This is a genomic window from Burkholderia sp. AU32262, from assembly GCF_020419985.1.
Taxonomy (GTDB): Bacteria; Pseudomonadota; Gammaproteobacteria; order Burkholderiales; family Burkholderiaceae; genus Burkholderia; species Burkholderia semiarida.
This window is the reverse complement of record NZ_JAIZRS010000047.1, coordinates 1-23008: the sequence shown is the minus strand read 5'-3', so window position 1 is coordinate 23008 and position 23008 is coordinate 1. Positions and strand designations below refer to the sequence as shown.

Below are 23008 nucleotides of genomic sequence, written 5' to 3'. Positions count from 1 at the left end.
CGCTGCCGACCGTGCACGCGGAGAACGGCGAGCTCGTGTTCCAGCTGCAAAAGGCGTTGCTCGCGCGCGGGATCACGGGGCCGGAGGCGCATCCGCTGTCGCGGCCGCCGGAAGTGGAGGGCGAGGCTGCGAACCGCGCGATCCGCATCGCGCAGGTGCTCGGCGTGCCCGTGTATATCGTGCACGTGTCGGCGAAGGACGCGGTGGACGTGATCACGCGCGCGCGCAGCGAGGGGCTGCGCGTGTTCGGCGAAGTGTTGCCGGGCCATCTCGTGATCGACGAGGCCGTCTATCGCGATCCCGACTGGACGCGCGCGGCGGCCCACGTGATGAGCCCGCCGTTCCGCTCGGCCGAGCATCGCGAGGCGCTGTGGCGCGGGCTGCAATCGGGGCAGTTGCATACGACGGCGACCGATCACTGCGTATTCTGCGCATCGCAGAAGGCGATGGGCCGCGACGATTTCACGAAGATTCCGAACGGCTGCGGCGGCGTCGAGGACCGCATGTCGGTGCTGTGGCATCACGGCGTGAATCATGGCCGCATCACGCCGAACGAGTTCGTGCGGATCACGTCGACGAACGCCGCGCAGATCTTCAACCTGTATCCGCGCAAGGGCGCCGTGCAGGTCGGCGCCGATGCCGACCTCGTCGTGTGGGACCCGGCCGCGACGAAGACGATCTCGGTGAAGACGCATCACCAGCAGGTCGACTTCAACGTGTTCGAGGGGATGACGGTGCAGGGTGTCGCGACGCATACGCTCACGCGCGGCGCACTCGCGTGGGCCGACGGCGAGTTGCGCGCGGTGCGCGGCGCGGGCCGCTACCTGAAGCGCCCGCCGGCGGCCGGCTACTACGAGGCCGCGCGGATCGCGAACCGGCTGCGCGAGCCGCATCCGGTCGAACGCGCGGGTTGAACGGCGCGTGTCAGGCGGGGCGTGTCCGTTCGAACGGCGCGCCCCGCGCGTGTTTTCGAAGAGTAGGTAGAACGACTGATCAAGCCGGCGAAGGGCAAAAGAGAAACGATCGATGGCATTGATCGCGGCGATTTTGGCGACGTTGCCTGCGCGCATGTCGACCGAGTAACATCCACCCACCCGATCACGCGGGTCGCGGGCACGGGCCGCCCGCCGGACAGTTCAAATAGTGAGAAAGGAGCACAAGGTGGATATTCTGCGCAGTCTCCTCGGTATGCTGTTTCTGTTGCTGGTCGCGTATCTGCTGTCGAACAATCGCCGCGCGGTCAGCGGCCGGACCATGATCGCCGCGCTCTTCACGCAGTTCGCGATCGGCGCGCTGGTGCTGTTCGTGCCGTCGGGCCGCGCGGCGTTGGCCGCGGCCGCGAACGGCGTCAATCGCGTGCTCGACATGGGCAATCACGGCATCGCGTTCGTGTTCGGCGGGCTCGTCGATGCGCGCATGTTCCAGTTGTTCGGCGACGGCGGGTTCGTATTCGGCCTGCGTGTGCTGCCGATGATCATCTTCGTCACCGCGCTGATTTCGGTGCTGTACTACATCGGCGTGATGAAATGGATCGTCGCGATCCTCGGCGCGGGATTGGCGAAAGTGCTCGGCGTGAGCCGCATCGAGGCGTGCTCGGCCGTCGCGACGATCTTCCTCGGGCAGAGCGAGATGCCCGCGCTCGTGAAGCCGTTCGTGCGCAACATGACGAGCGCCGAGATCTTCACGGTGATGGCGAGCGGGATGGCGTCGGTCGCGGGCTCGGTGCTGGTCGGCTACGCGGGCCTCGGCGTGAAGATGGAGTACCTGCTCGCCGCGTCGTTCATGGCGGTGCCGGGCGGGCTGCTGTTCGGCAAGCTGCTGTTTCCGACCGTCGAGCCGAGCCGCGTGGTGGTCGACGGGCTCGACTTCGACGACAAGCGGGCCGCCAACGTGATCGAGGCGGCCGCGTCCGGCGCATCGGTCGGGCTGCGCATCGCGATCAACGTCGGCGCGATGCTGATCGCGTTCGTCGGGCTCATCGCGCTGATGAACCTGATCGTCGGCGGCGCGGCCGCGTTCGCGGGCTTTCCGCAGGTCACGCTGGTCGGCATCATCGGCGATCTGTTCGCGCCGCTCGCATGGATCATCGGCGTGCCGTGGCATGATGCGGCGCTGGCCGGCAACTTCATCGGCGAGAAGCTGATCTTCAACGAATTCGTCGCGTACGGCGACCTGTCGCCGTACCTGAAAGGCGGCGCGCACGCGGCGGCGGCCGGCCTGCAGGTGCTCGACCCGAAGACGCTCGCGATCGTGTCGTTCGCGCTGTGCGGCTTCGCGAACTTCTCGTCGATCGCGATTCTCGCGGGCGGCTTCAGCGCGGTCGCGCCCGAGCGCCGCTCGGACGTCGCGCGGCTCGGCTTGCGCGCGCTGACGGCCGCGACGCTGTCGAACCTGATGAGCGCGGCGATTGCCGGCCTGTTTTTTCTCGCTGCATTAGGGCCAGCGCAAGTCCGTTATGAGCGTGAACAGGCCTTGAGCCGTGCAGCCGACTCCGACCGATCGAAGCGAGGCAACGATGTTTCTACCGCAGGAATTCATTCGTAGGAAGCGCGACGGGCAGCCGCTCGATCGCGACGGGATGGCCGCGTTCGTGCGCGGCGTGACCGACGGCAGCGTGACCGAAGGCCAGGTGGCCGCGTTCGCGATGGCCGTGTATTTCAACGACCTGAGCACGGACGAGCGCGTCGCGCTGACACTCGCGCAGCGCGATTCCGGCGACGTGCTCGACTGGCGCGCGCTCGATCTCGGCGGGCCGGTGATCGACAAGCATTCGACGGGCGGCGTGGGCGATGTCGTATCGCTGATGCTCGGGCCGATGGTGGCCGCGTGCGGCGGCTACGTGCCGATGATCTCGGGGCGCGGGCTCGGCCATACCGGCGGCACGCTCGACAAGTTGAGCGCGATTCCCGGCTACGACGTGATGCCCGAGACGGACGCGTTTCGCCGCACGGTGCGCGAGGTCGGCGTCGCGATCATCGGGCAGACCGCGCGGCTCGCGCCGGCCGACAAGCGCATCTACGCGATCCGCGACGTGACGGCGACCGTCGAATCGGTCGCGATGATCACCGCGTCGATCCTGTCGAAGAAGCTCGCGGCGGGGCTCGACGGGCTCGTGATGGACGTCAAGGTCGGCTCCGGCGCGTTCATGCCGACGGCGGAGAAATCGGCGGAGCTGGCTCGCAGCATCGTCGACGTCGGCAACGGCGCCGGCATGAAGACGACCGCGATCCTCACCGACATGAACCAGTCGCTCGCGCCATGCGCGGGCAATGCGCTCGAGGTCGCATGCGCGATCGACTATCTGACGGGCAAGTCGCGTCCCGCGCGGTTGCATGACGTGACGATGGCGCTGTCGGCTGAACTGCTCGTGACCGGCGGGTTGGCGCGCGATGCCGCCCATGCGCGCGAGAAGTTGCAGCACGCGCTCGATTCCGGCACGGCGGCCGAGCGTTTCGCACGGATGGTCGTCGCGCTCGGCGGTCCCGCCGACCTGCTCGACGCGCCCGCGCGGCATCTGGCGCGGGCGGCGGTGATCGTGCCGGTTCCGGCGCCTGCGAGCGGCGTGGTGCGGCGCGTCGATTGTCGCGCGCTCGGGCTGGCGGTGGTCGCGCTCGGCGGCGGCCGCACCCGCGCGGAGGACGCGATCGACGTCAGCGTCGGCCTGACGGCGCTCGCGGAGATCGGGCAGCGCATCGAGGCCGGCGAGCCGCTCGGCTTCGTGCACGCCCGCGACGAAGCAACGGCGGCCCATGCGGCGGACGCGATTCGCCGCAGCTATGTGCTCGGCGAGACCGGCGAAGCGCCGCCGACCCTTTACCAGCAGATCGGCTGACCTCTGCTCCGGGAGACATCACACGATGGAACGAGACGAACTGATCGAACAGGCGAAGGCGGCGCGCGAACGTGCGTATGCGCCGTATTCGCGCTTCAAGGTCGGCGCGGCGCTGCTGGCGCAAGACGGAACGGTTTTCCACGGCTGCAACGTCGAGAACGCGTCGTACGGCCTGTGCAATTGCGCGGAACGCACGGCGATGTTCGCCGCGATCGCCGCCAGCTATCGGCCGGGGGATTTCGCGCGGCTCGCGGTCGTCGGCGACACCGACGGCCCGATTGCGCCGTGCGGCGCATGCCGTCAGGTGATCGTCGAGATCGGCAAGCCCGACATCGAGGTGATTCTCGCGAACCTGAAAGGCGCCGTCGAGATCACGACGGCCCGCGCGTTGCTGCCGGGCGCGTTCACGCTTTAACGGTGCGCGCGCCGCGGCGAGACCATGCGACGCCTCACGCGCCGTCGCGCGCGTCGCGGATCGGAATCACGGTGCGCGCGCCGCACTGGCGCAGCAGGTCGCGCAGCTCGTTGATGACCGGAAACACCTCGTGGTTCCAGTCGGCGCCTTGGGCGTCGTGCGCTTCCTGCTCGCGCTCGACGATCCAGCGATCCTCGCGGAAGATGCGTTCGGTGAACCACACGAGCAGCGGCCACGCGAGATCGAGCGCGAACGGGATGCCGGGCTTGTGGATCGACAGCAGCCCGAACGTGCGGTTGGTGCGCTGCTCGGCGTCGAGCGGCACGTAGACGATCCACAGATCCATCACGAGCGTGCCTTCGCTCGAGCGGATCTGCAGCGTCTGGTACGGATACTCGGTGCGCACCGTCATCACGCTCTTGTTGGCCTGATCGCCGGGCTTCTTGCTCGAACCGAACACGAGCGCCTCGCCGACCGGCTGCTTGCCTTCCATCCGCGCGAACGTGTAATCGACCTCGACCCAGTCGTCGCCGCGGCGCCGGCCCACCGAGCGCGCGCGCATCTGGCCCATCTGCTTGCGATGCAGGAACTGATGGTTCATGTCCATCAGGTTCTCGTGCATGAACGAGTAGTGACACTTGACCTCGCGGCCGAAGCGGCGCGTCTTGTACGCGGGGTGGTCCGCCGATTCGAGCGCGGGGAACGGGCGTTCGTCGGCGAGCGTGGCGTCGCCCGGGAACACGAAGATCAGCCCGTGCGCCTCGCGGCACGGATACGCGCGCACGCCGTTGGGCAAGCGCTCGCGGCCGAGGTAGGGCACGTCGACGCAGCGGCCGCTGTCGCACGCGTAGGTCCAGCCGTGATAGCAGCAGCGCAGCGTTTCGCCGCTCACGACGCCCGCGTGCAGCGGCACCTGGCGGTGCGCGCAACGATCTTCGAGCGCATACACGGCGCCCGATTCGGTGCGCACGAGCACGATCGGATCGCCGGCGAAGCGCACGCCGAGCGTCTTGCCGCGCTTGAGCTCGCGCGACCACGCGAGCGGGTACCAGTGATCCGGGTGAATGGGCACGCGGCGCAGATCGCGCACGAGCGCGCCGGTGGACGGTTCTTCGAGGGTAGTGCTGTCAGGCAAAGGCACTGCGCGCATGCGTGACGCCTCCTGGCTGGGCGGTTGGTCCGGGTGCCGCATGGTGCGGCGAGGATCAGGAGAAGTCTACGCGAAGTTGCCGGCCGCCGCGGACGCGATGCGGGTTTGCCCCGGCATCGGGCTCGCCGATTCGTTGACGTGGCGCAAGGCAGCCGCCGCCGATGCATGGCGGCCGGGGCGCCGCCGTGCGGCGGGCGGCGCCGCGTCACACGCAGCCGCGCGGGTCGGCAAGCGGCTCACAAGCGCGCTTCGCGCCACAGCACCGCGTCGGCACGGTACAGCGCCGGGAAGCGCTGCTTCAGCCCGGCGACCTTCGGCAGGTCGTTGAATGCGATATACGGCGCATCGGGATGCAGTTCGAGGTAATTCTGATGATAGGCCTCGGCCGGATAGAAGCCCTTGTAGGCTTCGACACGCGTGACCACGGGCGCCGGAAACACATGCGCGCTGCCGAGCTGCGCGATGTACGCGGTCGCGACCGCGCGTTGCTGCGCGGTGGTCGGGAAGATCGCGGACCGGTACTGCGACCCTTCGTCGGGGCCCTGCCGGTTCAGCTCGGTCGGGTCGTGCGCGACCGAGAAGAACACCTGCAGCAGCCGGCCGTAGGTGATCTGCGTCGGATCGTAGACGATGCGCACCGATTCCGCGTGCCCCGTCAGCCCCGAGCCGACGAGCGCGTAGTGCGCGGTTTCGGACGCGCCGCCCGCATAGCCGGCGGTGACCTGCTTCACGCCTTTCACGTGCTCGAATACGCCCTGCACGCCCCAGAAGCAGCCGCCGGCGAGCACGGCCGTCTCGTCGTGCGACGTGCCGGGCGTTTCGTCGAGCGTCGGGGCAGGCACGGTGCGCATCGGTTCGGCGGAATTGACGATGCGCTGGTAGCCGAACACGGCGGCCGCCGCGACGGCGACGGCGCCGATGCGGCGCAGCAAGGTCGCGCGCCGTCGCGCCGCGGCTTCGCGGGTGGAGATCGGGTTCATCTTTTGCTCCTGTTCAATGGATGAGAAAACACGGCGGCCGAATGGCGGCGGCGCGCGCGATCAACCGAAAGTGAATGCATACGCATCGACGCCCGGATCGAGAAACTCGATCGAGAACGTGCGGTCCGCGATCGCGCCGGGCTGCCGGACGAGCTGGTACAGGCGCTGGCCGGTGACGGTGCCGTAGCCCTGCGCGTCGACGTCGGCGCCATGCGCGGCACCGGGTGCCGCGCCGTCGAGCGTCACACGAAAGCGCACGGGCCGGCCGTTCGCGCCCGGGCCGAGCACGAGGTGCAGATCGCGCGCATGGAAGCGGTAGACGATCCGGCCGTCCGGCGCGGCGAGCGACGCACGCTCGGCGCCGACGTTCCACGTGCCCGCGAGGCCCCAGTCGTTGAGATCCGGGCGGGTCGGTGCGTCGTAACGGTGCGTCGCATCGCGCACGGCGCCGCCCGGCGACGCGAAGCTCTCCGCGCGTGCATAGCCGACATAGGTTTCGGGCGAACGGACGTCCGCGCTGTCGGCCGCCGCGAGCGCGCCCTTCGCGGGCGCGCCGGCGAGCCCGAGCGGCACGTTCAGCGCGTCCGGATGGCCGGCTTCGGCCAACAGCGACTGGATCGCGCGTTCCGATTGCGCGTATTCGCCTTCGCCGAAGTGGTGATGGCGGATCCGCCCTTGCGCATCGATGAAGTAGTGCGCGGGCCAGTATTGGTTGTCGAAGGCGCGCCAGATCGAATAGCCGTTGTCGATCGCGACCGGGTAGTCGATGCCGAGGTCGTGCACGGCCTTTTTGACGTTGCCGATGTCGCGCTCGAACGCGAACTCCGGCGCGTGCACGCCGATCACGACGAGCCCGTACGGCGCGTACTTGCGTGCCCAGGCGGTCGTGTACGGCAGCGTGCGCAGGCAGTTGATGCACGAATACGTCCAGAAATCGACCAGCACGACCTTGCCGCGCAGCCCGGCCGCCGTCAGCGGCGGCGAGTTCAGCCACTGCACCGCGCCGTCGAGCGACGGCAACGTGCCTTCGACCGGCAGTGCGGCCGCGGTGGCGCCGGCCGTCCGCATCATCGCGCCGCCGGCCAGCGCACCGCCGCCGGTCTGCGCGCCATTGGCTGCCGCGGCCATCATCGCGCCGCCCGCCGTGATGTCGGTGGTGTCGGCGGCGCCGGTCGCGGCCGCTGCTGTCGCCGTTGCCGTTGCAGCCGGCGCGCCGTTCGCGCGCCCGGCGAGACGGTCGACGAGCTTCGTTTCGAGCCCGCCCGTGGTGACGGTCGACAACTGCGCGAGGGCGCCCGTGTCGAGGCCGAGCGCGATCGCGCCGACGCCGGCCAGGAGCGTCGCGCCGATCCCGCGCCGGATCCATTCGCCGGCGCCGAGCGAGCGCTTCATCGCGGCGAACACCTTGCCGCCGATCACGAGCGCGACGCCGAGCGAGGTCGCCGCGCCGGCCGCATACGCGACGAGCAGCAGCGTCGTGCCGACGCTCGCGCCGCGCAGCGCCGCGCCGGTCAGCACGAGGCCGAGGATCGGGCCGGCGCACGGCGCCCACAGCAGGCCCGTCGCGACGCCGAGCAGCAGCGACGACGCCGGGCCGGCCGGGCGGCCGTCGCGTTGCGCGAACCCGGTGAGCTGGTTGCCGGCTGCGACGAGCGGGCGCGTCAGGTGTTCCGCGAAACGCGGCATCAGCAGCGTCAGGCCGAACACCGCGAGCAGCACGATCGCGATCCAACGGCCGGCCTGGTTGGCCTGCGCGACCCAGCCGCCGCCGACGGCGGCGAGCGTCGCGACGACGGCGAACGTGAGCGCCATGCCGGCGAGCAGCGGCAGGCCGGTGCGCACGAACGGCTGGTCGGCGCGCGCGAACACGAACGGCAGCACGGGCAGGATGCACGGGCTCAGGATCGTGAGCACGCCGCCGAGATAGGCAAGGACGATGAGCAGCATGATGCGTTCTCCAGTCGGACGGAGTGGGGCCGGATCAGGCGGCGGCCGGGTGAAAGACGAGCGCAACGCCGTTCATGCAGTAGCGCAGCCCGGTGGGCGCCGGGCCGTCGTCGAACACGTGGCCGAGATGGCCGCCGCAGCGGCGGCAGTGCACTTCGGTGCGGACCATCCCGAACGACGCGTCGGTGTCGGTGGCGACTGCGTGGTCGAGCGGTTTCCAGAAGCTCGGCCAGCCCGTATGGCTGTCGAACTTGGTGGCCGACGAGAACAGCGCGAGGCCGCAGCCGGCGCACGAAAACGTGCCGTGCCGGTGCTCGTCGTTCAGCGGGCTGGTGAACGGCCGCTCGGTGCCGGCCTCGCGCAGGACCGCGTATTGGGCCGGTGTGAGGCGGCGATGCCATTCGGCGTCGCTGTGCGTGATCTCGAACGGGGCGGCCTTCGGCGAGCCGACCGGCGGCGCGGCGAACGCGCGGCCTACCAGCGCGCGGCGGCCGGCGGACGACAGCGCCGCGAGCGCGGCGAGGCCGGTGGCGCCGGCGAACAGCAGATGTCTGCGGGTGGGCATGATGGGCTCCTGGAAGCAGGTCCTGAAAACATGCGCCCATCGTAGGCGGCGGCCGGTGTCGAAGTCCTCACGGAAAGTTAAATGAATCGTGATGTTTTCCGGGTGATCCGGGAAGGTCCGATGAAATCCGTCCAAGCCCTGTCTGACAAGGGTTTGCCGAGAGCTGGCGGTTCGCCAAGTTCCACGGAAATCCGCCACGAGCCGCAACCTTTTAGTGTTCGCGATGTGGGGTAGGCTCTGCGTACCAAGGTGCGGGCCGACCTAGTTGCGATATCAAAGGAGGGTGATCAGGCGGGAGCCGTTGACCGTCTGTCCGTAGTCCGCGTGCAGCCGGCGCGCGAACCATGCCTCCGTGCAAAATCCATAGCGAGAGGCCACTACAGCAGGGTCGCACTGGGCTTCAAGTGCCTCAATTCAACCCACCGTCGGGGAATTCGCCTCGGTATGGTATCAAATGGACTATAATCACGTATCATCTGATACCAGATTGGGAGCTGCCATGTCACTCGTTACCCCTGAAGCCGTGGCTGCGGTCATGGGACTGCGACCGGTCCCGCACACACTGGCGGAATTAGAGGCGCTCGTGCGCGACGGCCTCCCGAAGTCTGCGCTGCGTGCCGGCGTCGAACATGCGACGCAAGGTGCCGACGCCCGCCGCGCACTGCTTGCACGCATCATCCCCGAGGCGACCTACAAGCGGCGCCGCGATCGGCTGACGCAAGACGAATCGGAGAAAACCGAGCGCCTGGCCCGGATCGTTGCGACGACCACCTACGTCTGGAACGACGAAGAGGATGCACGGGAATTTCTGTCGACGCCCCACCCTGAGCTGGAGGGACGGGCACCGCTCGATGTCGCGCTGACCGAACTCGGTGCGCGCCGGGTCGAAGAACTGCTCTGGAAGCTGTTCTACGGGCTGCCGGCATGAAGTTGTTTCGCATTGCTGATACGCGACACACGATCTGGAGCGGCACCGGCGCGATGCTTGTCGGTGGCCGCTTTAATAGTCCGGGGCGGCCCGTCATCTACGCGGCGTCGACCTTCGCAGGTGCAATGCTCGAGGTACTCGTGCATGCGCGAATCGGGAAGGTGCCGAAAACACACGGTTGGGTGGAAGCAACTGTACCCGACGATGTCAGCGTCGAACGCCACACGGCAGAAACGTTGCCGAGAGCATGGGATGCGGCGGCACTGCAGGTAGCACGGCACTTCGGCGACGCATGGCTGACCGAATCGAGGACAGCGCTCCTGATCATCCCTTCAGTCGTCGTCCGGGCAGAATTCAACGTGCTGGTGAATCCGGCGCATCCTGACGCGGCGCGAATCGTCGTGACAGATCCTCAACCCGTGGTGTGGGACGAACGCCTCTTTATCATGCCACCAGCCGGGCAGTCATAGCGCCTCGATGGAGGTCCGCTTGCGGATCATCTCAACACCCGACTCACTGGCTTCGCACAGAACTTGAGCCGCCCGTCGCGGTTCCTCACTTGCTCACAGCACAGCCACGATTCAAAGTTAAATGATTCGTGATGTCTCGCCGGTGGCGGACGGCCAGGCAGGCGCCTGAGCGATTTCGTGCGCCGCCCGGAGCGGCCCCCTGCATCGAGTGCCGAATACGACCGACTACAGCGCGGAGAGCACCGCGTCCAGCTCCGTCAGCAGACGGTCGGCGTCGTTGGCGCCAAATACCAGCGGCGGCCGGATCTTCAGCACGCTCGCGTCCGGTCCGGTTGCCGAAATCAGCACGCGACGCTGGCGCAAGCCATTGACGATCTCGAGTGCGGTCGCGATGTCGGTGTCCTTTTTCGCGCGGTCGCGTACGATCTCGACGCCGAAATACAGGCCCGTGCCGCGCACGTCGCCGATACATTCGTATTTTCGTGCCAGCGCGTTCAACCCCTCCAGCAGGATCGCACCGACCCGCTGCACGTTGTCCAGCACCCGTTCGTCGCGCAGCACGTCGAGCGTGGCCTGCGCGGCGGCGATGGCCACCGAATTGCCGCCGAACGTGTTGAAGTAGCGCATGTCCTGGCCGAATCCCGCGACGATCTCGGGGCGCACCACCAGCCCGGCCACCGGATAGCCGTTGCCCATCGGTTTGCCCAGCGTGACGATGTCGGGCTCGACCGCGTGACGCTCGTGCCCCCACATATGCGTACCGCTGCGCCCGAAACCCGACTGCACCTCGTCCGCGATGAACAGGCCGCCCGCGCGGCGTACGACTTCGGCCACCGGCGCCAGCACGTCGGTCGGGTACGCGAATACGCCATCCGACGAGAAGAACGAGTCGGCGATGAACGCTGCCAGACCGCCGCCGTGGCGGCGGATGTCCTCGATCTGCAACGCGACTTGCTCGGCCATGCGCCGGCCGATCTCGGGCAGCGGCACACGGTAGGAATCCGGAGCAGGCACCGTTCGCACATAGGGGCCGAGCAGCGCCTTGCGACCCAGCGACGGCGAAAAGCCCGAGGTGAGATGCGAGTTGCCGTGATACGCCTCGCTGGTCACGATGACGCCCGTCTTGCCGGTGTAGTGCATCGCGATGCGCATGGCCAGGTCGTTGGCTTCGGAGCCCGTGCAGGTGAACATCATCTGGCCGTCGCGAATCGACGTATTGAACGTCGCGCGCAGGGCCTCGGCGTAGTCGAGGATCGGCTCCTGCATGTAGCGGGTATGCGTGCAGAGCGTCGAGAGCTGACGGGCAATGGCGTCGACGATGCGCGGATTGGCATGCCCGACGCAGACGACGTTGTTGTAGGCATCGAGATAGTCGTTGCCTCGATCGTCGTACAGATAGACCTTCTCGCCGCGCACGATCTTCACCGGCTCGGCGTAGAACAGTCGATACGACGGGCTGAGCAGCCGCAGCCGGCGAGCGATGTGCGCCTGCGTGGCGGCGTCGAGGTGGGAGATCGCCGACGGATTGAAGCCGTTCGGCATGTCGCCGCGCAGCGCGTCGGGGGCTTTGCTCGTATCGGCGGCTTCGGCCGGCGTGGTCGGTGTCGATGTCGTGTTCATAGGTCGATGAGGGCGGGTGAGGTGAGCGGGCGAAGGAAAAACTAGAGCAACGCACGCGAAACGGTTTCGTGGTCGCGCTGCATGAACCAGCGCAGATGCTCCCATCCGGGACGAGTGAAACGCAGGATGTACGCTTCGTTTTCCGGAAACAGCATCGCACGCCATGAAGTGAGCAGCGCGCGCGCCGCGACGCGCGCCATGGCCAGGTGTGGAATCAAGGCCAGTTCTTCGGCACTCAGCTGAGCATGCACGAGATAGCCACGCAGAAGCTCGCGCGCCTGAATGAACAGGTCGTGCGGGGCGTCGGCGTCGAAGTCGAGCGGAAACTGGTTCATGACCGCGGTGGCGACGTCGATGGCGACCGCGGTGTGCACGGTGTCGCCGAAGTCGATGATCCCGTTGACGAATTGCGGGCCGCCCGGGTTTGCGACGATGTTCGAGCGGTTGAAGTCGTTATGTACGACCTGCGTGCGACAACCCCGAAGGGCAGGCTCGATCATCGCGAAGCGGGCGAATGCCTGCTCGATCAGCGAGCGGTGCAACGGGTCGGCGATATGGGTTTGCAGCCCTTTCAGGCTCGACAAGTGCTTGACGTCCCACGCCAGTACCCGATGCTCGTTTGGATGACGGAAACTGGCGAGCGCCCGTTGCAACTGCGCCAGCACTTCACCGATCTCGTAATGATCGACCGTGTCGGCATGCAGCTTGTCGAGCGGCATGCCCTCGAGGTAGCTGTAGAGCCTCGCCGTTCGATGCGGATGGGCCGGTAACGCGAGCGGGACGACAAGCTGCCCCGCCGTACCGGGTATCACGCGCGGCACCGGCAACCGCGGCGCGACCGCGCCGACGTGCCGCATCGCGGCGACCTGCAAATCCAGCTCTTCGACTGTCTCGCCCGGATTGGAGACCTTCAGTACGTACCGCGCGCCGTCGCGGGCATCGATGCGAAAGGTGTCGTCCTTCTCGGTCGAGAACCGTGTGGCCGATCCGTCGATGCCATAAATGCGGCGTGTGATCGCGACCGCGTCCGATTCGTCCAGACGGGTGAAGCCCACCGACAGGCCGCTGCCCGGCAGTGTGTCGGCGGCAGCCGAAGCAGCGGGATGCGTCCCGCCGGAAGCAGGGGACGTGGACAACGGCGGCTCCGTGCGAGAGAAGTGGACGACACTGGTGCGGGACATTTTTGACGAGCGATCGGCCTGGGGAACGGCATCATTGAAAACGTGCGAGGCGAGCCCGCGGCAACCGTCGGAGACGGCGCCGGGGCGGTGCGACTTGCTCACAGGCCGAGATGCTCGGCCAGTTCGATGATGCTTTTGACGGGCGTGTAACCGTATTCCGGCGCTTCCGGCTCATGGCCGCGCAGCACATGGGCCTTGTGGACGATACCGAGGTCGTGCGCGGTCATCAGGTCGTAGCGCGGGCTGGACGAGACATGCAGGATTTCGTGAGGCTGTACGTCGAGCTTCCCGAACATGTATTCGAATCCTTGCATTCGCGGTTTGTAAGCGCCGGCGTCTTCCGCCGTGATGACCGCATGAAACGGCGCCCCGAGCTTCTCGATGTTGCTCATGATCTGCGAGTTGTCCGCGTTGCTCAGACCGACCAGCCTGTATTTCTTCGCGAGGCGCGCGAGCCCTTCGGGCACGTCCGGATGCGGTCCCCAGGATGGCACGGCCAGATAGAACTGCTCGGCCTCCCGTTCGACGAAGGCGACGCCGGTGCGCTCGCACGTGCGGCGCACCGAATTGACGACGACGTCGCGAAACGGTTTCCACGCGCCGAGCACTTCGTCGCGACGATAGGCGGCGAACAGCTTGACGAAGTTTTCCATGGCGTCGCCGTGCAGACGATCACCATAGATTTCCCGAGCCGTGTCGGCCATCCGGAAGTTGACGAGGGTGCCGTAGCAATCGAAAGTTATGAACTTCGGCTCGAAGTCGATCATGTCGTCAATCTCGATGAGTGGCGAATCCCCATGAGGAATTCTTGAGTGAAGAGGATTGCCGCGAGCCGCTTCGGGCAAGCGTCGGTGGCAACGTCGATACGTGAAATTTAAACGGGGGCGACTGCGCTATTCAGCCGAATTGCGCGGCGAGAAAAACAAGATTCCACGCGTTTTCGACGCGATCGACGGCAGCTTCTGCGGTGTGAAACGGCGCGCTGCCGGGTGCCGGGGACAGAACGCAAGATCGTAATTCGTCATGCCGGCCGGTGGGCTACTATCCGTCTTGGCGCGAGTGCGCAGGCACTCGTCCGGAGGCACCCGACTGAACGAACGCAGGGCGGAGATGAAAGCGGATTGCACACTTGACCGGCTGGACTTGCGCATTCTGGCCGAGTTGCAGGATCACGGTCGCATGACCAACGTCGAGCTGGCCGACGCCGTCGGGCTTTCGCCCAGCCCGTGCCTGACGCGCATCAAGCGGCTCGAGAACGCGGGATTCATTACGGGCTACGGCGCAACGGTGCGGATCGAGAAGATCGGCGCGTTTCAGATCGTGTTTGCCAAGATCACCCTCACCGACCATCGTCGCGAAGACTTCGTGCGTTTTATCGACGCCATCAGCGACATCGACGAGATCATGGAGTGCCATCACGCGACGGGCGGCTACGATTATCTGCTCAAGTTCGTCACACGCGACGTCGACCACTTCCGTGAGCTGATGGAAGGGCTGGTGAAACGCGATATCGGTATCGAAAAGTATTTCAGCTACGTGATCATTGCGTCGCCGATCGTAAAGAGCGGCTTTCGTCTGGACGCGATCTCTGCCGCGGAGTGAAGCAAGCGGTGCACGATCCGTGGCTGAACTGAACGGCAGCGCGGGTTTGCTTCGAGCGAAGTAGCGTGGGGGCGGCCGGTTGCCGGATCGCGTGCCGCTCGTGTCGAGCGGCACGTGTCGACCGGAACCGCGTTCGGGCGCTGCCATGCTACCCGTCCGCCATCCGGGCACCGCATCATCCGGCCTCGTCCGATAGTGCGACAGGCGTTTCGCCTTGACCGCCGCGCTGCGCGGCGGGCTCGTGGCCCCGGCGCGAATGGATGTCGGCCCCGAGCGCGTGGAGAATCGATCGGCCTTTCTTCGTCAGATGCGCGCGTCGGCGGCCGGGGGCGCCGTGCTCGAGCATGACGAGTTGCCGTTCGAGCAACGCATCGAGTTCGGCGCGATTCATGTCGAGCTGATCCGGCGCCTGGCACACCAGCATCAGCGTCGCGAATTCGTGCGGGCTCAGCATGGCCGCCCCCCGTCGCGCGCGGAGCCGCCCCCGGCGAGCGTGACGCGGAAAAACGAAACAGGGTGCAGCAGGCGTCCGGGCGCGGCGACCCGACGGCGCGGCGGCTTCGGCCGGCCGATCGCGGCGGGTTGGCCCGCGCCGCGCAACACGAATGGCTTGCGTGTCAAACGTATCCGGGCGCCGGTCGGCGCGAAGCGACCGGTGCCGTTGCGCGCTATCCGCAGGCCGGCCGGCAGACCGGTGACGACGCGGGCGGCGCGTCGTGGTCGGCGGCCGACCCCCGGCAGCCGATCGAAGATGAAGAAAGGATCGTTCATGATTCGCTCCCGGTTGGACCCCGCACGGAGGACGAACCGGACCACGCGCTCCAGTTCGTCGATCCGCGAGCGGTCTCGCTGACAAACAAATCGAAACACGCAGCGCGTAAGCCGCGGCTGCTTGAGCGATACCAAAATAGGATGGGACGCGCGGATTTCAAGCGCCGTCGCGCGACGATTCGCGTGGCCCGGAGCGCCGACCGTCGACGCCGTGTCGACGCTCGTGACGGGGACGTCGCGGGAACACCGACCGTTGCGCGAACGTCGCTTTCGCCATGAAACATTTTGTTACATATGCGCATTCATCGCCCTCTTGAAGCGCGCTTCCCACGCCACTATTTCGCTTTTCGCCAATCGACGGCACGCCGGCGCAGCGCAGCATTTGCGCGTGCGGGCGCCGGCGGATTCCCTTTTTCAGGTGATCTCATCGCTCAGGAGATGAAAATGCAGATTCGTCCCCTCTACGACCGGGTTATCGTCAAGCGAATCGAACAGCAGCGGACGACGGCCTCGGGCATCGTGATTCCCGATTCGGCCGCCGAACGGCCCGAGCAGGGTGAAGTGATTGCGGTCGGCAGCGGCAGGCTGCTCCAGGACGGCTCGCAGCGCCCGCTGCAGCTCCAGGTCGGCGACCAGGTTCTCTTCGGCAAGTACGCAGGCCAGACCGTGAAGGTGAACGGCGAGGAACTGCTCGTGATGCGCGAAGAGGACGTCATGGGCGTACTCGAACCCGAATCGCAGGCCGCCAGGAAAGCGGCCTGAATGCCGATTCGACCGCGTCGCACGGGTGTCTGCCCGATGCGCGCGGCATCCCGTTCAACGACTGTATCCGGAGCAAGAAAATGAGTGCAAAAGACGTGAAATTCCGCGACGGCGCCCGCCAGCAGATCGTCAAGGGCGTGAACGTGCTGGCCGACGCGGTGAAGGTGACGCTGGGCCCGAAGGGCCGCAACGTCGTGATCGAACGCGGCTTCGGCGCGCCCGTGATTACGAAGGACGGCGTGTCGGTCGCGAAGGAAATCGAGCTGAAGGACCGCTTCGAGAACATGGGCGCGCAGATCGTCAAGCAGGTCGCGTCCAAGACGGCCGACGTGGCCGGCGACGGGACGACCACCGCCACCGTGCTCGCGCAGGCGATCGTGCAGGAAGGCATGAAGCACGTCGCGGCCGGCATGAACCCGATGGATCTGAAGCGCGGCATCGACAAGGCCGTCGGCGCGGTGCTCGACGAATTGCGCAAGCTGTCGCGGCCGATTTCGACCCACAAGGAAATCGCGCAGGTCGGCGCGATTTCCGCGAACTCCGACGACGCGATCGGCAAGATCATCGCCGATGCGATGGAGAAAGTCGGCAAGGACGGCGTGATCACCGTCGAGGACGGCAAGTCGCTGGAGAACGAACTCGACGTGGTCGAAGGCATGCAGTTCGATCGCGGCTACGTGAGCCCGTATTTCATCAACGACCCGGCGAAGCAGGCGGCCTATCTCGACGACGCGCTGATTCTGCTGCACGACAAGAAGATCTCCAGCGTCCGCGACCTCCTGCCGATCCTCGAAGCGGCGTCCAAGGCCGGCAAGCCGCTGCTGATCGTGGCCGAGGATGTCGAGGCCGAAGCGCTCGCGACGCTCGTCGTGAATTCGATGCGCGGCATCCTGAAGGTCGCCGCCGTCAAGGCGCCCGGTTTCGGCGACCGACGCAAGGCGATGCTCGAGGATCTCGCGATCCTGACCGGTGCGACGGTGATCTCGGAGGAAACCGGCAAGCAGCTCGACAAGGCCACGCTCGAGGATCTTGGCAGTGCGAAGCGTGTCGAGGTGCGCAAGGACGATACGATCATCATCGACGGCGCGGGCGATGCGGCGCGCATCGAGGCGCGCGTGAATGCGATTCGCGTGCAGATCGACGAAGCGACGAGCGACTACGATCGCGAGAAGCTGCAGGAGCGCGTCGCGAAGCTCGCGGGCGGCGTGGCGGTGATCAAGGTCGGCGCGGTCACCGAGGTCGAGATGAAGGAGAAGAAGGATCGCGTCGACGATGCGCTGCATGCGACGCGCGCCGCGGTCGAAGAGGGCATCGTGCCGGGCGGCGGCGTCGCGCTGCTGCGCGCGCGCGCGGCGCTGTCGGACATCCGCGGCGCGAATGCGGACCAGGACGCCGGCATCCGGATCGTGCTGCGCGCGCTGGAGGCGCCGCTGCGCGTCATCGCGGCCAATGCGGGCGACGAACCGTCGGTCGTGATCTCGAAGGTGCTCGAGGGCAAGGGGAACTTCGGCTACAACGCGGCGACCGGCGAGTACGGCGATCTGGTCGAGGCAGGCGTGGTCGATCCGACCAAGGTCACGCGTACCGCGCTGCAGAACGCCGCGTCGATCGCGAGCCTCGTGCTGACGACCGATGCGACCGTCGCGCAAGCACCGAAAGAGGACAGCGCCGAGCCGGCCTCCGCGCCCGAACTCGGCTACTGACCTGCGTCGCAGGCCCGCCAGCGATGGTCGAACAGCCGCTGGCCGGAGCGGCTTTTGCCGGCGCGCGCGACAGCGGGGGCGCGTCGCGCCGTTTTTTCATGTTTGCGAGACCGACGATGAAGCTCGAACTTTCGATCGATTCCAGGCCGCTGAACGTCGAGATCGACGACGTGATCGCGGGCCTGCTCGCCGCGCGGCTCGGCCTGCCTCCGGACGGCGACCATCGCGGCGCGATCGGCCGCTACCTCGGCGACGCGGCGGGGCCGTGGACGCTCGACGACGACCATATGCGCAAGCGTGTGATGCGCCGCCTGATTCTCGACATCGCCGATCCGACGCTGGTCATCCAGTATCTGATGGCGGACCAGGGCGACCAGAGCCGGTCGGGCGAAACGGGCGCGTGATGCGCGCCGAACGCGCCCGCCCGTACGGCGAGGCGTCGGGCGCGCCGTTGTTCCTGCCGCTTCGCCGGCGCGTCGGCGTCCTCGTCGTACGGCCGGACACATCCGTTCAGGCACTGTCCGGCTTGCGGCCCTGAGGAGCCGGTTGCCCCGCGCCGAGCTCGGCGCCCGTCACCGGGTCGCTGTCCGGATCGGACGCGAGCCGCTGCGCCATCGCCTCGATGGCCTCCGCTTGCTGCGCGTCGAGCATGCCCTCGGCAATTCCGCTGCCGCCGTCGACCGCCGGTTCCGCGGGACGGATTTCCAGTTCGCCGCCGTGGTTCCAGGGGCCGACCAGCGGCGCGGCATCCGGCTGCATCCGGAAGTACACGTGATCGTACGGCGCCTTCGGCGGCAGCTTGCCCGGCGGGAAATTCGCGGTGATCGCATACAGCGCCTTCTCGAACGACATCTGGTGCGACACCTCGCGTGTCATCAGGAAGCCCAGCGCGTCGCGAATGTCCGGATCGTCGGTCACGTTGATCAGCCGCTCGTAGATGATCTTCGCGCGTGCTTCGGCCGCGATGTTCGAGCGCAGGTCGGCCGTCGGTTCGCCGATCGTGTCGATGTACGCGGCCGACCATGGCACGCCCCCCGAATTGGTCAGCGGCGCGCCCGCGCCGTACAGCACCTGCGTCACGTGGCTGTCGTTGCCCGCGCCGTGCAGCTTGCGGTACAGCTCGGCCTGTTCGTCGACCGCTTCGGCGAGTTCGCCCTTGGCGCCGCGGTTCAGCATCGCGGCCATCGAGCCGATCACTTCGAGGTGGCTCAGCTCCTCGGTGGCGATGTCGAGCAGCATGTCCTTGCGGCCCGGGTCTTCCTCGGTGATCGCCTGCGTGAAATAACGCATCGCGGCGGCGAGTTCGCCCTGCGGGCCGCCGAACTGCTCGAGCAGCAGATTGGCGAGGCCGGGGTTCGGCGCGCCGACGCGCACCGTGTACTGAAGCCGTGTGTTGTGGATGAACATGGCATCTCCGTGGAAAGGGATTGCGCGGGATTCGCGGTGTCGAAACAGCACGAACCGATCCCGCGGGCTGGCCGACGATCCCGGGCATGCGCGATGCTGGCCGCTGCCGGCTACGGTGGACGTGGTGTTGTCGCGAATGCCGAGGCGTGGGTTGTACAAAGTGAATGCATCGAGCCAGCCGGCAATGGCGGCGCGGCGCGGGTGGCGTCTGGCGCCGCGGGCGAACGGTTCGGGAGGGCCGACTTCTCGCGGCGAAGTGGCCGGTTGCCGCCGCAAGCGCGCGGCATGCGCAAGAGCGGAAGCAGTGGTGACGCGAGCGCATCGTTGTGACCTGCAATCGTCGTTGCGGGATTTTCAAACGGTTGTCATTTCGGCCGCATGGGCCATGCCATGCCGGCGCGGATGCGGCGCGGCGTGTCGGCGGCGGGCGGGGCGAACCGCGTCGGCGGCGCGCGATGCCGGTTTCGTAAAGGAGTGCAGATGGCCACGCTCGACAGGAACGCGGCGACGGAGCGCACCGCGGCGGACATGCGCGCGGTTTTTGCCGGCCGGCGACGCGGGCCGCTGGCGGCGCTGCCGTTCGCTGGACCGGCGATCGTCGCGTCGGTCGCCTATATGGATCCTGGCAATTTCGCGACGAACATCCGGGCCGGCGCGCAATTCGGTTACGCGCTGCTCTGGGTCGTGCTGATGGCGAACGGCATCGCGATGTTGTTCCAGTCGTTGTCGGCGAAGCTCGGCATCGTCACCGGCAGCAATCTCGCCGAACTGTGCCGCGTGCATTTCCCGCGGCCGGTGGTCTTCGGCATGTGGGTCGCGAGCGAGCTGGCCGCGATGGCCACCGAGCTGGCCGAATTCCTCGGCGGCGCGATCGCGCTGTCGTTGCTGTTCGGCCTGCCGACCTTCGCCGGGATGTTCGTGATGGCGCTCGCGACCTACGGCATCCTGCTGGCCGACCGGAACGGGTTCCGGCCGATGGAAATCGCGGTGGGCGCATTCGTCGGCGTGACCGGTCTTTGCTATCTCGCGGAACTGTTCATCGCGCCGGTCGACTGGGCCGAAGTCGGGCGCCATATCGTCGTGCCGGAATGGCCGCGCGGCGAGGCGTTGACGGTATCGGTCGGCATCGTCGGCGCGACGATCATGCCGCATGCGCTGTATCTGCACTCCGGGCTCACGCAGCGACGCGCGTCGGGGCTCGACCACGCGCAGCGCCGGATGATGGTGCGTTTCTCGAACCGGGAAGTGCTCGTCGCGCTGTCCGCCGCCGGCGCGATCAACATGGCCATGATCGTGATGGCGAGCGCGGCGTTTCACGCCGGCCATCGCGATGTCGCGCAGATCGAATCGGCGTACCGGATGCTCACGCCGTTGCTCGGCCAGGCGGCGGCGGCCTGCTTCCTCGTATCGCTGATGAGCGCCGGCATCTCGAGTTCCGTCGTCGGCACGATGGCCGGGCAGATGATCATGCAGGGCTTCGTGGGGTTCCGGATTCCGGTCTGGCTGCGCAGGCTGGTCACGATGGCGCCCGCGTTCGTCGTCGTCGGGATGGGCGTCGATTCGATGCAGGCGCTCGTGATCAGCCAGGTCGTGCTGTCCGTCGTATTGCCGGTGCCGATGCTCGCGCTGGTTTACTTCTGCAGCCGCCGTGACGTCATGGGCGCCTTTGCGAGCGGACGCATCGCGCGCCGCGCGGCGCTCGGCGCGACTGCCGTCGTCGTCGGGCTGAACGCCGTTTTGCTGGCGCAGCCGATCGGCGCAATGGTTTCGCGATTGGGCGGCAACTGAATGGCCGGGTGCGTCAGCGCCCCGACGGACATGGCGGCCCGTGTTTCGCGCGATGCCGCGCGTGCCGAAGGACGACAGGCGCGCGGGCCGGCTGGCGCTGGCCGGCGTGCGGGGTCATCGCGCTTTCAGCATTTCGTCGGCGAGCCGATAGGCGCTCACCGCGCGCTTCGATTCGTAGTCGGCGATCGTCGACACGTTGCGCCCGGCGTCGCGCGACAGCAATCCTTGCAGTGCGGCGGCCGCGAAGAAATCGCGCAGTTCCGGCATCGCGGATTTCGGCTCGGGCGGCGGGGCTTCGACGAGCGGCCCCGCTTTCCAGAACACGGGCGACGGCGTGGCTGCCTTGGAGACGGCGGCGGTTTGCTTGATGCTCACATCCTGGGAAAACGGCGTCATTTCTTCCCCTTCGATCACGTATCCGTTGGCGAAACAGCGTAACGTCCCCGACTGCATGAGCGAGCATCGTCTCGTGTTGTTTTTGAGCGGTACTAACTGCTTGATCGACGCGAATATTCGCTGGTAATACGGTATTCGTCAAAGAAAATAAATTGGATCCGGGTGGCCGGCGTGCGAGCACGATTCGTTCCCGCTCGCCGCGGAAGGGGGCAGCGCGTCTCGCGAACCACGGTGGAGGGTATGTCGGTGGGAATGACGTTCCGGTGAAACGAAAGCGGGCGACGGGTCGATGCGGGGCCGGAGTGCGAACGCGCAGCCGCTTGGCCGTTATTGTTCGGGCCGCCCGCCGCTCGTGAGGCCGTTCGGATCCCGCTGCCGGACTTCGGCGGGCGAGCCGGCCGTGTGCATCGCCTGTTCGAGAAGGGCGTGCGCGGCCTGCCACGCGCGGCCGGCCGCCGCGGAATCGTTGAACGCCCGGGCTTCGACGGTGGCGCCGTCCAGCAGCATCATGAAGACGGTCGCGAGCCGGTTTGCCGTTTCGGGCGGCACGAGCGCGGCGATCAGTTCTCCGATCCATTCAATCATCTTGCGGCGATAGCGAATCGCGACGTCCGAGATCGGCGCGTAAGCGGTGCCGAATTCGGCCAGCGCCCGCTCGAACAGGCAGCCGGCGAATTCGGGCGTCCTGAACCACGCCGCGTACCAGTCGAAGATGGTCTTGACGCGTTCGACCGGATCGACGACGTGCTGCAACTGCGAGTCGATGCTGCCGACGATCAGGTCGTAGCGCTGGACCAGCACTTCGCGGATGAGCTCGTCCTTGCTCGCGAAATGCCGGTACAGCGTCATGCGGGCGACACCGGAATCGTCGATGATCCAGTCGACGCCCACCGGGTGGAATCCGTGCCTCGAGAACAGTTCGGTCGCTTTGTCTACCACCAGCTGGCGTTTGTTGGCTCGCACGAACGGCTTCCTCCTCGATGTTTCAGCAGCATAGACCGATTATTCTAGCATCATGCTGCTCGATGAAATCGCCTCCGGCTCCTGTCCGACGGTACTTCCGGCTCGGCATGCTTCACGCGGCAAACGTGTTATCGAGTCGTCTTGACTATTGGATAGACCGATATGTATCATTTGAACCGAGTGAGCCGTGGTCGATATTGCGTGGATTGAAGAGAAGGAACCGGGGTGGATTTCCGTTTGCGCTTTCCGCCCGATCCCACGCTGCAACGATGCGTCAAGCCGAAAAGAGAACCTGAGAGAGCCTTGGCACGGGGCCCGCGGACGATCTTCACCGCGCCCCGCACCGGCCGGGGGCATGCTCGCGGGGCGAGCGCGCAAAGCAATACGGCGCCAATAAAACTTGAGGATAGTACCCATGTATCGCCGTTTACTCGCACCGGGGCTGCTGTTGCTGTTGGCCGCCTGCGCGCAGGATCCGTCCATCACCAGCAGCACGGTACGGATCTGCGACGACACGGGGTGTTCCGA

Annotated in this window: 22 protein-coding genes and 2 pseudogenes; 12 read left to right on the top strand and 12 right to left on the bottom strand. The window is 67.0% G+C overall.

From position 1 onward, the window contains the following. The 4 genes and pseudogenes from LGN10_RS32395 to LGN10_RS32380 form a co-directional block, all read left to right on the top strand. Window positions 1–914, top strand: a 914-nt coding sequence (locus tag LGN10_RS32395) for an amidohydrolase family protein (protein WP_226226166.1), incomplete at its 5' end; no start/stop codon positions are given. Window positions 915–1161: 247 nt separating this feature from the next. Further along, window positions 1162–2421 (top strand): annotated as a pseudogene (locus LGN10_RS32390) (NupC/NupG family nucleoside CNT transporter); the annotation flags it as partial. 94 nt (window positions 2422–2515) lie between these two features. Next, on the top strand, window positions 2516–3832 hold the full coding sequence (deoA, locus tag LGN10_RS32385; protein ID WP_089466041.1) for a thymidine phosphorylase: 1317 nt from the start codon (window positions 2516–2518) through the stop codon (window positions 3830–3832). Window positions 3833–3857: 25 nt separating this feature from the next. After that, on the top strand, window positions 3858–4247 hold the full coding sequence (locus tag LGN10_RS32380) for a cytidine deaminase (protein WP_226226165.1): 390 nt from the start codon (window positions 3858–3860) through the stop codon (window positions 4245–4247). 34 nt (window positions 4248–4281) lie between these two features. On the opposite strand, the gene LGN10_RS32375 is transcribed toward LGN10_RS32380, so the two are convergent. The 4 genes from LGN10_RS32375 to msrB form a co-directional block, all read right to left on the bottom strand. Beyond that, window positions 4282–5397, bottom strand: coding sequence for an aromatic ring-hydroxylating oxygenase subunit alpha (locus LGN10_RS32375; RefSeq protein WP_124864394.1), 1116 nt, complete (start codon window positions 5395–5397; stop codon window positions 4282–4284). A gap of 236 nt (window positions 5398–5633) precedes the next feature. After that, window positions 5634–6377: a peptide-methionine (S)-S-oxide reductase MsrA gene (gene msrA, locus LGN10_RS32370; RefSeq protein WP_226226164.1), complete on the bottom strand. Its 744-nt coding sequence runs from the start codon at window positions 6375–6377 to the stop codon at window positions 5634–5636. Window positions 6378–6437: 60 nt separating this feature from the next. Then, on the bottom strand, window positions 6438–8324 hold the full coding sequence (locus LGN10_RS32365) for a cytochrome c biogenesis protein DipZ (protein ID WP_226226163.1): 1887 nt from the start codon (window positions 8322–8324) through the stop codon (window positions 6438–6440). A 34-nt stretch (window positions 8325–8358) separates the two neighbouring features. Then, window positions 8359–8889, bottom strand: coding sequence for a peptide-methionine (R)-S-oxide reductase MsrB (gene msrB / locus LGN10_RS32360; RefSeq protein WP_226226161.1), 531 nt, complete (start codon window positions 8887–8889; stop codon window positions 8359–8361). Window positions 8890–9388: 499 nt separating this feature from the next. Between msrB and LGN10_RS32355 the strand changes: the two genes are divergently transcribed. Both LGN10_RS32355 and LGN10_RS32350 read left to right on the top strand, forming a co-directional pair. Further along, complete coding sequence (locus tag LGN10_RS32355) at window positions 9389–9817, top strand: antitoxin Xre/MbcA/ParS toxin-binding domain-containing protein (RefSeq protein WP_059578845.1); 429 nt, start codon at window positions 9389–9391, stop codon at window positions 9815–9817. Further along, window positions 9814–10287, top strand: a complete 474-nt coding sequence (locus tag LGN10_RS32350; RefSeq protein WP_059578842.1) for an RES family NAD+ phosphorylase — start codon at window positions 9814–9816, stop codon at window positions 10285–10287. Before LGN10_RS32355 ends, LGN10_RS32350 begins: the two co-directional genes overlap by 4 nt. Window positions 10288–10512: 225 nt before the next feature. Here LGN10_RS32350 and LGN10_RS32345 read toward each other — a convergent pair whose 3' ends face one another. From LGN10_RS32345 to LGN10_RS32335, 3 genes are all read right to left on the bottom strand, one after another. Continuing rightward, entirely contained in the window at window positions 10513–11829 is a 1317-nt protein-coding gene (locus tag LGN10_RS32345) for an aspartate aminotransferase family protein (RefSeq protein ID WP_185716588.1), read from the bottom strand. A 119-nt stretch (window positions 11830–11948) separates the two neighbouring features. Further along, a complete protein-coding gene (locus LGN10_RS32340; RefSeq protein WP_226226160.1) occupies window positions 11949–13190 on the bottom strand; it encodes a phosphotransferase in 1242 nt (413 codons plus the stop codon). Then, a complete protein-coding gene (locus LGN10_RS32335; protein WP_124864408.1) occupies window positions 13187–13855 on the bottom strand; it encodes a haloacid dehalogenase type II in 669 nt (222 codons plus the stop codon). Before LGN10_RS32335 ends, LGN10_RS32340 begins: the two co-directional genes overlap by 4 nt. A gap of 343 nt (window positions 13856–14198) precedes the next feature. On the opposite strand from LGN10_RS32335, the gene LGN10_RS32330 reads away from it, so the two are divergent. Next, complete coding sequence (locus LGN10_RS32330) at window positions 14199–14690, top strand: Lrp/AsnC family transcriptional regulator (RefSeq protein WP_060314550.1); 492 nt, start codon at window positions 14199–14201, stop codon at window positions 14688–14690. Window positions 14691–14865: 175 nt separating this feature from the next. On the opposite strand, the gene LGN10_RS32325 is transcribed toward LGN10_RS32330, so the two are convergent. Together LGN10_RS32325 and LGN10_RS32320 are read right to left on the bottom strand one after the other, a co-directional pair. Further along, entirely contained in the window at window positions 14866–15144 is a 279-nt protein-coding gene (locus tag LGN10_RS32325; protein ID WP_226226158.1) for a hypothetical protein, read from the bottom strand. After that, complete coding sequence (locus tag LGN10_RS32320) at window positions 15138–15461, bottom strand: hypothetical protein (protein WP_059644908.1); 324 nt, start codon at window positions 15459–15461, stop codon at window positions 15138–15140. Before LGN10_RS32320 ends, LGN10_RS32325 begins: the two co-directional genes overlap by 7 nt. A gap of 444 nt (window positions 15462–15905) precedes the next feature. Between LGN10_RS32320 and groES the strand changes: the two genes are divergently transcribed. From groES to LGN10_RS32305, 3 genes are all read left to right on the top strand, one after another. Next, complete coding sequence (groES, locus tag LGN10_RS32315) at window positions 15906–16223, top strand: co-chaperone GroES (protein WP_034209415.1); 318 nt, start codon at window positions 15906–15908, stop codon at window positions 16221–16223. Window positions 16224–16303: 80 nt separating this feature from the next. Continuing rightward, complete coding sequence (groL, locus tag LGN10_RS32310; RefSeq protein ID WP_124659416.1) at window positions 16304–17926, top strand: chaperonin GroEL; 1623 nt, start codon at window positions 16304–16306, stop codon at window positions 17924–17926. A 116-nt stretch (window positions 17927–18042) separates the two neighbouring features. Continuing rightward, on the top strand, window positions 18043–18330 hold the full coding sequence (locus LGN10_RS32305) for a hypothetical protein (RefSeq protein ID WP_059644964.1): 288 nt from the start codon (window positions 18043–18045) through the stop codon (window positions 18328–18330). A gap of 106 nt (window positions 18331–18436) precedes the next feature. Here LGN10_RS32305 and LGN10_RS32300 read toward each other — a convergent pair whose 3' ends face one another. Further along, window positions 18437–19333 (bottom strand): manganese catalase family protein, encoded by an 897-nt coding sequence (locus LGN10_RS32300; protein ID WP_124659414.1) that lies wholly within the window; start codon window positions 19331–19333, stop codon window positions 18437–18439. Window positions 19334–19813: 480 nt separating this feature from the next. Between LGN10_RS32300 and LGN10_RS32295 the strand changes: the two genes are divergently transcribed. Then, complete coding sequence (locus tag LGN10_RS32295; protein WP_226226156.1) at window positions 19814–21121, top strand: Nramp family divalent metal transporter; 1308 nt, start codon at window positions 19814–19816, stop codon at window positions 21119–21121. A 114-nt stretch (window positions 21122–21235) separates the two neighbouring features. Here the strand turns inward: LGN10_RS32295 and LGN10_RS32290 are convergent, their stop codons facing one another. Together LGN10_RS32290 and LGN10_RS32285 are read right to left on the bottom strand one after the other, a co-directional pair. Then, window positions 21236–21517, bottom strand: a complete 282-nt coding sequence (locus LGN10_RS32290) for a hypothetical protein (protein WP_124659412.1) — start codon at window positions 21515–21517, stop codon at window positions 21236–21238. Window positions 21518–21844: 327 nt separating this feature from the next. Beyond that, window positions 21845–22480: a TetR/AcrR family transcriptional regulator gene (locus LGN10_RS32285; RefSeq protein WP_226226155.1), complete on the bottom strand. Its 636-nt coding sequence runs from the start codon at window positions 22478–22480 to the stop codon at window positions 21845–21847. Window positions 22481–22895: 415 nt separating this feature from the next. Between LGN10_RS32285 and LGN10_RS32280 the strand changes: the two are divergent. Further along, a pseudogene (locus LGN10_RS32280) lies at window positions 22896–23008 on the top strand (sel1 repeat family protein); the annotation flags it as partial.

What these genes read in the sequence shown, in the direction of transcription:
- deoA (WP_089466041.1), top strand. Translation starts at nt 2,516, where the DNA reads ATGTTTCTACCGCAGGAATTCATTCGTAGGAAGCGCGACGGGCAGCCG.
- LGN10_RS32380 (WP_226226165.1), top strand. Translation starts at nt 3,858, where the DNA reads ATGGAACGAGACGAACTGATCGAACAGGCGAAGGCGGCGCGCGAACGT.
- LGN10_RS32375 (WP_124864394.1), bottom strand. Translation starts at nt 5,397, where the DNA reads ATGCGCGCAGTGCCTTTGCCTGACAGCACTACCCTCGAAGAACCGTCC.
- msrA (WP_226226164.1), bottom strand. Translation starts at nt 6,377, where the DNA reads ATGAACCCGATCTCCACCCGCGAAGCCGCGGCGCGACGGCGCGCGACC.
- LGN10_RS32365 (WP_226226163.1), bottom strand. Translation starts at nt 8,324, where the DNA reads ATGCTGCTCATCGTCCTTGCCTATCTCGGCGGCGTGCTCACGATCCTG.
- msrB (WP_226226161.1), bottom strand. Translation starts at nt 8,889, where the DNA reads ATGCCCACCCGCAGACATCTGCTGTTCGCCGGCGCCACCGGCCTCGCC.
- LGN10_RS32355 (WP_059578845.1), top strand. Translation starts at nt 9,389, where the DNA reads ATGTCACTCGTTACCCCTGAAGCCGTGGCTGCGGTCATGGGACTGCGA.
- LGN10_RS32350 (WP_059578842.1), top strand. Translation starts at nt 9,814, where the DNA reads ATGAAGTTGTTTCGCATTGCTGATACGCGACACACGATCTGGAGCGGC.
- LGN10_RS32345 (WP_185716588.1), bottom strand. Translation starts at nt 11,829, where the DNA reads ATGCCGAACGGCTTCAATCCGTCGGCGATCTCCCACCTCGACGCCGCC.
- LGN10_RS32335 (WP_124864408.1), bottom strand. Translation starts at nt 13,855, where the DNA reads ATGATCGACTTCGAGCCGAAGTTCATAACTTTCGATTGCTACGGCACC.
- LGN10_RS32330 (WP_060314550.1), top strand. Translation starts at nt 14,199, where the DNA reads ATGAAAGCGGATTGCACACTTGACCGGCTGGACTTGCGCATTCTGGCC.
- LGN10_RS32325 (WP_226226158.1), bottom strand. Translation starts at nt 15,144, where the DNA reads ATGCTGAGCCCGCACGAATTCGCGACGCTGATGCTGGTGTGCCAGGCG.
- LGN10_RS32320 (WP_059644908.1), bottom strand. Translation starts at nt 15,461, where the DNA reads ATGAACGATCCTTTCTTCATCTTCGATCGGCTGCCGGGGGTCGGCCGC.
- groES (WP_034209415.1), top strand. Translation starts at nt 15,906, where the DNA reads ATGCAGATTCGTCCCCTCTACGACCGGGTTATCGTCAAGCGAATCGAA.
- groL (WP_124659416.1), top strand. Translation starts at nt 16,304, where the DNA reads ATGAGTGCAAAAGACGTGAAATTCCGCGACGGCGCCCGCCAGCAGATC.
- LGN10_RS32305 (WP_059644964.1), top strand. Translation starts at nt 18,043, where the DNA reads ATGAAGCTCGAACTTTCGATCGATTCCAGGCCGCTGAACGTCGAGATC.
- LGN10_RS32300 (WP_124659414.1), bottom strand. Translation starts at nt 19,333, where the DNA reads ATGTTCATCCACAACACACGGCTTCAGTACACGGTGCGCGTCGGCGCG.
- LGN10_RS32295 (WP_226226156.1), top strand. Translation starts at nt 19,814, where the DNA reads ATGGCCACGCTCGACAGGAACGCGGCGACGGAGCGCACCGCGGCGGAC.
- LGN10_RS32290 (WP_124659412.1), bottom strand. Translation starts at nt 21,517, where the DNA reads ATGACGCCGTTTTCCCAGGATGTGAGCATCAAGCAAACCGCCGCCGTC.